General features: G+C 49.8%; 7 protein-coding genes and 1 pseudogene. 4 read left to right on the forward strand and 4 right to left on the reverse strand.

Going from position 1 to position 6501, the window contains the following annotated elements; genetic code table 11:
• Positions 1–104, forward strand: a pseudogene (locus GWG54_RS20190) (electron transfer flavoprotein subunit alpha/FixB family protein); the annotation flags it as partial.
• Here the strand turns inward: GWG54_RS20190 and GWG54_RS21085 are convergent.
• The gene (locus tag GWG54_RS21085; RefSeq protein ID WP_245242895.1) at positions 85–309 is read right to left on the reverse strand and encodes a hypothetical protein; all 225 of its coding nucleotides are present in this window, start codon (positions 307–309) and stop codon (positions 85–87) included. The pseudogene GWG54_RS20190 and the gene GWG54_RS21085 overlap by 20 nt on opposite strands.
• Positions 310–399: 90 nt before the next feature.
• Between GWG54_RS21085 and GWG54_RS21090 the strand changes: the two genes are divergently transcribed.
• On the forward strand, positions 400–582 hold the full coding sequence (locus GWG54_RS21090; protein ID WP_245242896.1) for a hypothetical protein: 183 nt from the start codon (positions 400–402) through the stop codon (positions 580–582).
• Positions 583–998: 416 nt separating this feature from the next.
• Here GWG54_RS21090 and GWG54_RS21440 read toward each other — a convergent pair whose 3' ends face one another.
• Positions 999–1436 (reverse strand): acyl-CoA dehydrogenase, encoded by a 438-nt coding sequence (locus tag GWG54_RS21440; RefSeq protein ID WP_167939435.1) that lies wholly within the window; start codon positions 1434–1436, stop codon positions 999–1001.
• Complete coding sequence (locus tag GWG54_RS20205; RefSeq protein WP_167939436.1) at positions 1436–2428, reverse strand: ParA family protein; 993 nt, start codon at positions 2426–2428, stop codon at positions 1436–1438. The genes GWG54_RS21440 and GWG54_RS20205 overlap by 1 nt, the downstream gene beginning before the upstream one ends.
• A 318-nt stretch (positions 2429–2746) precedes the next feature.
• On the opposite strand from GWG54_RS20205, the gene GWG54_RS20210 reads away from it, so the two are divergent.
• Positions 2747–3226 carry an IS630 family transposase gene (locus GWG54_RS20210; RefSeq protein WP_167939437.1) on the forward strand — a complete coding sequence of 160 codons (480 nt, stop codon included), beginning with the start codon at positions 2747–2749 and terminating at the stop codon, positions 3224–3226.
• On the forward strand, positions 3223–3798 hold the full coding sequence (locus GWG54_RS20215; RefSeq protein WP_280842125.1) for a transposase: 576 nt from the start codon (positions 3223–3225) through the stop codon (positions 3796–3798). Before GWG54_RS20210 ends, GWG54_RS20215 begins: the two co-directional genes overlap by 4 nt.
• Positions 3799–3871: 73 nt before the next feature.
• On the opposite strand, the gene GWG54_RS20220 is transcribed toward GWG54_RS20215, so the two are convergent.
• A complete protein-coding gene (locus tag GWG54_RS20220) occupies positions 3872–5251 on the reverse strand; it encodes an ATP-binding protein (protein WP_167939439.1) in 1380 nt (459 codons plus the stop codon).
• Between the last annotated feature and the right edge of the window lie 1250 nt (positions 5252–6501).

The following is a 6501-nucleotide window of genomic DNA, read 5'->3' on the forward strand; positions in this document are numbered from 1 at the left end:
CGATCAACACCGATCCCAACGCCCCGATCATGGACATCGCCGACTACGCGATCCACGACGACCTCTTCGAGATCGTTCCCGCGCTCACAGAAGAATTTCAGTAAATAATTTGTACTCTTCATTGATTCTCGAGGCTGAGTTGAACGCGGCGATCGCCCGGCGCTCGAGATGACTGTCGAACTGGGTGACGGCGCTCAGATATCGTTGCTTCGAGGCGTCAGTCCCAAGGTCGGTGTCGAGTTCGTCGAACACCGCAAGGACGCGTCGAATCTCGGCCGCCCGTTCGGCGCCGTCGACAACGCGATCCACGAGAATGGCCCGGCCGTAAAGCTCGTCGTACAGTTGTGCGTAGGTCGCGAGTCGTGAGCGTTTCGCCGTGACTGTAGTATTGGCAAGCCCTTGGCGACGCTCAAGCGTCGGGATGAACGACTCGAGTTCGTCGATGGTGGTTTCGTCGTCGATACCCCACTAGCACTCCGCGGCCTCCTCGACGTGGCCTACAGACTCGAGAAATTCCGAGAGGGTCATTTTGTGGTGCTCTCGAAGCGTATAAGTGAGTCCACCGTAGCCGACGTCGAGTAGATACTGATGGGTAGGTTGTCCTCAAGGTCGTGGCCAGTACATCCAGTGCGAGTTCGATTTCGGTTTTCCAGAACTCACGGAGTTCCTCGAGCGATTTGTGCGACCATCGGCTCTGCTCGCTACTCACGCGAAATCGCCTCGAGTAACCCGTTTCCGCCGGATTGTGGTGATTCTAAGAACATCATTTTCGTAGGGTTCGCTATTTATGATACTGGCTAACTACTATCGTGTATTTGGTTGTCCCATCCTCGACAACCAAAATACATAGACTAGGTATCGTATATGTCCAGAGCGTCGTAAATGATATGTGACTATACAGAATTTCCAATTTCTATAGAAGATGCTAACCAGGGTTTAACAGGGCTAAGGCGTTCGATCACGAAGAAGATGGTAATCGATGTACCCACTATCAAAAGTCAGTCGAGTAATCCAAATCCCTCATCGCGCATTAGTTCAGCAACATCTTCTGGGTTCTCAAATGCGTACTTGAGGGCGAATTCTCTCGCATCTGTTTTTGGAACTTCGTCTGTTTCGAGAGCGCTAGCAAGGGCACTCCGAAATTCGGACTCTTGATCACTTACTTCCGACCTCAGATGGACCTCGAGCCGATTGTCTCGTTCGTCTCCAACGTTAGACCGACGGACAAAGTATGGGTACCCTTGTGGGTCCTGCTGAGAATCAGTGACAGACGTGGATTGACTGCTAGTCGTGTCTGAGGTGCTCTGTACCTGCTGGGACTGGGGCGTCACTTGTTCAGCGCTGCTCTCGCCATCAGCCTGCGGTTTGGACTCCGATTCAGTTTCGGCATCATCGCTTGTTTGACTGAAATCCAAATTTCCAGACCCTTCCTTCATTAGACCGTCACCTCTGTTTCAACGTCGTCATGAAGATCGAAGGTTCTTTTCTCGTGCTCTTCGATATCAAGTACTAATTCCGGATCAATTTCAGCATTGAACGTCTCGCTTGCGATAAATGCGGCCAGTTCATAGATGTCCCGAGCCGTCTCAAGTTCGCGGTCGCGAATTCGTCGCTGACCGGGCTCGCTTACCATCTCTCCATCTTTTTCGAAGGTTTTCCAGCGCTCTTCGATAACTTTGTATGCAGAACCACGCGCTTCCCACATCGTATCCATCAAACTCTCGCGATCCGGAATCGTAACGGGAGTCGCATAGTTATCTGTGTTTTTGAACCGCTTAGAATACTGTTGATGAGCGTTGGTCTGCCCAACACCAGAGGGAACGACACACGAAAGCCCAACCTCAATTCCCAGTTGCGTCTCCATGTTCGTGACGAGTTCCTCAAGCCCGTCGAGACTTAGATTGCCTTTTCCAGCTGGTTTGACTGGTGCAACCAGTGTCCGCATAGCATAGATCGCATTGTACAGAAGATCTTCCGCTCGAGCGTTTGGATCGATGAGAACGGCATCGTACTGCTCATGAAGTTGCTGCTCGTTCCATAACAGATCATACAGCAACTCGTACCGTGGAAACTCCTCTTTGGTCATGTTCTTCATCCCTGTCTCATAGGCGATTTTCTGCTCAAGATTAGACGTGAAGTCACCAAGCATATCGTGACTTGGAATTACATCGACCCCTTCATCTGAAGTTTCAATGAGGTCTTCAAATGCCCCATCGGGCATTTCCAAGACGTGCTTTACGAGATTGTCTGCATCCGGATCACTTCGGTGTTCGCCAACGTCAAACAGGGTTGTGAGATTTCCCTCTTGTGGATCGAGGTCAATGGCGCAGACGTCCAGCCCCATTCGCTCTAAACTGACTGCGAGGTTAGCTGTCGTCGTTGTTTTGAACGTTCCGCCTGACTCTGAATAGACGACTGCTGTTATCATCAATACCAGGTACAGTCATCCATTACTTAAACCTGTGTCAGACATTCGGGGCAGATTATAGAGGCAGATACTACTAACAGACATATATAGCATATATCTGCCCTAATAGTACGTAACATATGTCTGTTGTCTATGTCTGTTACAGAAGTCTGTTATTTTATTCTGTGCCTTCTATCTGCTACGGTTATCTGTAACAGGTATCTGTTACAGACTCTAGAAGCGAATATCCATATTAGGCATCAGATCATCGGATCCAAGTAGCGTTGAGCTTTTCACCGAGCAAAGCGCTATCTTCGCTCGGCGCCTATCTTAGACATTGTGACACGTCCAGCCGGAACGAAAGAAGAATTGGAAGCACGGCGACGGCGTGCCGTCGCCATGCTGGAACTTGGCCACAGTCCGTATGAGATCGCTGAAGTAGAGGGAGTTACACCGTGGTCGGTGTACCGGTGGAAGAAGATGCACGAAGAGGAGGGAAACGACGGTCTCCGTTCGAAACCGCATCCCGGATCTGCGACAACCCTTCCGAAAGAAGACTTCGGCGAGCTTGCGGACCTGCTCCAGCAAGGTCCGCAAGCTCACGGTTTCGAGACTGATCAGTGGACGTTAGATCGAATTCGTATTACGATCGAGCAGGAATTTGGCGTCTCTGTGAGTATACCGACAGCCTGGCGCTATATGCAGCGGATTGATTGGAGCTGCCAGAAGCCGCAACGTCGCGCTCGTGAGCGCGACGAGGCGGCTGTTGAGGAGTGGCTGAATGAGACGGTTCCGGCAATTGAAAAAAAGCGCGGCTGAACGATGAACTCCTCGTTTTCGTTGACGAGAGTTCGTTTGGTATGCAATCAACGGTTGTACGGACGTGGGGACCGCGTGGACAGACACCAGTCACCGTTGGCTCAGGAAAATGGGAGCGCTGGAAAGTTCTTGAAGTGCTGGCAGTCGCGCCTGCCAGCGGCGCGACTGCCTTCAGTCATTGGATGACCTCAGATGGGCTTCCTGGGTTGATAATTGCCGAGTTTGTGCGGGACTTCTTGAATTACTATAACAAACCTGCAGCTGTCTGTTGGGATAATGCTTCATCGCATAAGTATGCTCAACGGCTCTTGACAGCACCAGAGTTTAACACAGCGACCCTGGTCGCTGTGTCTTTTCCCAAGATGCCAACCTATGCTCCTGAACTCATGCCAGTCGAACAAGTGTGGAAGGCCGGCAAAATCGACTTGCTTGGAAACTTCGTTCCGTTCAATTTCATTGATCTTGAGTGGGAAGTTGACAGGTCGATCGCCTCGATTGGCGATCGACCAGAATTACTTCGATCGTTCGTCAGATGGGCGGGCTTCGAGTTGGACAGATCTCATTGGCAGTGAAAAGCTCAAGCGTGTTGGTTAATCTGTGAGAATCGTCTCGAAGTTGTCCAAGTTAATTACCAAACCGAGTATCTTACTCAGCAGAAGCACTCACAACGTCAGCAAGGTCGTAGAGCACAACATCATCTCGAGTCGTGGCCTGCTGGCGAAGATCAGCAGTATATCCAGATCGGCTAAACAGAACATACTGTATCGTCGCATCCGCTGGCTCGCCTGACCAACGAACGTGTCCGGCAGTTCGCTCTAGGTCTGCAAGAACACCCTCACTGACAGGAGATGACGTGAACTTACACTCACCAGCGACTAGTCCGTCGTCAGTTAATCCGAGGACGTCCAATTCGTGCTCTTTGAACCACCATTGACCGACAGTATGGAATCGGCGGTCGATCAGATTTGGGAGGGCTAGCTGGCAAAGTCGTTCAAAAAGTGGGCTAACATAATCCGATAGCTCAGGAGCAACGAGCTCGTCGTATGCATCGTCGCCTAACAACCAAAGCCGATCCTGATTCCCATAGACGAACCGAAACCAGAATCGGAATAGTGGCGCAGAGAGCCGATATCGACCTCGCTTTGACGATGTCGGTGATTCAGTTACCGGGATGTGACGTTCAACAAGCCGAAGCCGACGTAGTTTCTGAAGATACGTACTCAGTGACTGGGACTCGACGCCAGCCATTCCAGCGATTTCGTTGGGAGTTCGGCGGCCATGTGCCAAGGCTCGGAGAATACTGAAGTAGGTATTCGGTTGTCGAAGCTCTGTTCGAAGAAGAAATTCCGGTTCAGAATACAGGAGACCACGTTCTGAGAGAATAGACTGCTGGACATTTGCTGCAAGTGCCTCAGTGGGGTCAACGGTCTGAAGATAGTATGGCGTTCCACCGTAGATCGCCCACGCTATAACAACGGCTTCATCGTCGTACTGCGGGTAGAATTCCTTTGTGTTCCCGACAGAGAGAGGTTTCAGGTCAATAGTTGCTGTTCGACGGCCATACAATGGGCTGTTGCCAGCAAGCACTTCATCCTCCATTACGCTAATTGAGGAACCGACAAGTACAAGCGTTATTCCAGTCTCCTGAAGTCGCGTGTCCCAGACTCGCTGAACCCGTGAAGGAAGTGAATCATCTTCCTCGAGGAGAAACGGAAACTCGTCGATAACGATGACTGCATTCTGATCACCTAATGCACTGAGTAGTGCTTCCCAGTCTCGGCGAATATTTTCGAGGGAAGGAAATTGGTCTGTAACTACGTCAACAAACTGCTCGAGTTGATTTTGTGCAGTCGACTCGATCGCCTGGTAGTAGACTGCATCATCCCGGTTAGCAATCGACTGACGGACGAGCTCGCTCTTACCGAGTCGACGTCGTCCGTATAGGACAACGAATTCAGCGCGGTCCGAATTGTATCGGCTCGTTAGTTCCTCAAGTTCCTGTTCTCGATCAACGAACGAGTCCATAGTATGGATTCATTCGTGTAGAGTACTTAGTATCCTGGTTTTGGAAATCCGTGTTTTAGAAATCATGATTTCGGAAATCGTAATTTCCATAATCTGACCATGCCACGACAGGACCTTTCCCGAAGACAGAGACACCTCTGTCGATTTGTTCTACCCGGAAGACCATACGACTGTAGGATGAGATAGGATAGATATGATTTTCAGATACTATTTAGACCACACCCACACCGCTATCGATTTGTTTTATGCTGGATGAAGGAGGTGGGGACGTTAGAAAACAATAAATTTCATAGAGAGGTCTGATGCCTCGTGCTATATCCATTTATGTACCTTTAATCATCGTCTTTCCAGAGCAAGCGTTGAGATAGAACAAATCGATAGAGGGGTCTGCCTGAATCTGGAGAGACATTAGAGAAGTAGTAAACGACAACAACACCAGTTGCGATACGCGACTCGATAGCTATTAAATCAGAAAAGGAAGGCAAGTCAGCAGACTTCGTCCCACTAAAACAAATCGATAGGAGTGTGTTCTTCTAGCTAGCCTAGTAACTAGAACTAGAAGTAAGTAGCAAAGATTGACGATACTATAGTGAGTTTCCCAGGAGAGCGTCGAATTTGGGCTTCGAGGAATAGTAATAGATGAGCACCTATAGATAGAGAACGTCCCACTATATTTGAGGTCATCCACGAGGAGAAGTCACGTCCCCCGAGAGTTACCCCACTCCCTCCCCCCGTCATCGATGTGTAAACCAGTGCAGGTGGGTGGGGGCCAAGATACGACGACCACGAAAAAACAGCAGAAAACACGCTGTACATGAGAGAGATGGTCTCAAACACACTAATGACAGTCTGATCTACGGCTATCTCTAGCTTGGAAAGATTTATATGTGGATATCAATAACAGTAACCGCAATAGATCCAGCCACGAGAGTTAAGAGACTTGTCTCCAATGAATCGGACGATGATCTCTTCCTTTCTCAAGTGTCTGGTTGTGCTGGTATCCCTGTTCTCATGCTCTCTCCCTCTAATCTGAATGCTTTCATCAGCTTTCACCCTCCCCCTCATCCTGAGATTTACACATCGATGACGGGGGGAGGGTGTTCAGAGAACTTGAGGTGACCCTTTCGCTACCTCGAGGAGATCGGACGAGCAATGATTCTGAGTCAAGAATGAAGTGCCGTGTTGACTCGATGGAAACGCTGCTACTCCATGAGGGCGTAAACCAAGCATGGGGCGCAAGAGACCGACCG

This window comes from Natronococcus sp. JC468, assembly GCF_012163165.1.
Classification (GTDB): domain Archaea; phylum Halobacteriota; class Halobacteria; order Halobacteriales; family Natrialbaceae; genus Natronococcus; species Natronococcus jeotgali.

What these genes read in the sequence shown, in the direction of transcription:
- GWG54_RS21440 (WP_167939435.1), bottom strand. Translation starts at nt 1,436, where the DNA reads ATGAAGGAAGGGTCTGGAAATTTGGATTTCAGTCAAACAAGCGATGAT.
- GWG54_RS20205 (WP_167939436.1), bottom strand. Translation starts at nt 2,428, where the DNA reads ATGATAACAGCAGTCGTCTATTCAGAGTCAGGCGGAACGTTCAAAACA.
- GWG54_RS20220 (WP_167939439.1), bottom strand. Translation starts at nt 5,251, where the DNA reads ATGGACTCGTTCGTTGATCGAGAACAGGAACTTGAGGAACTAACGAGC.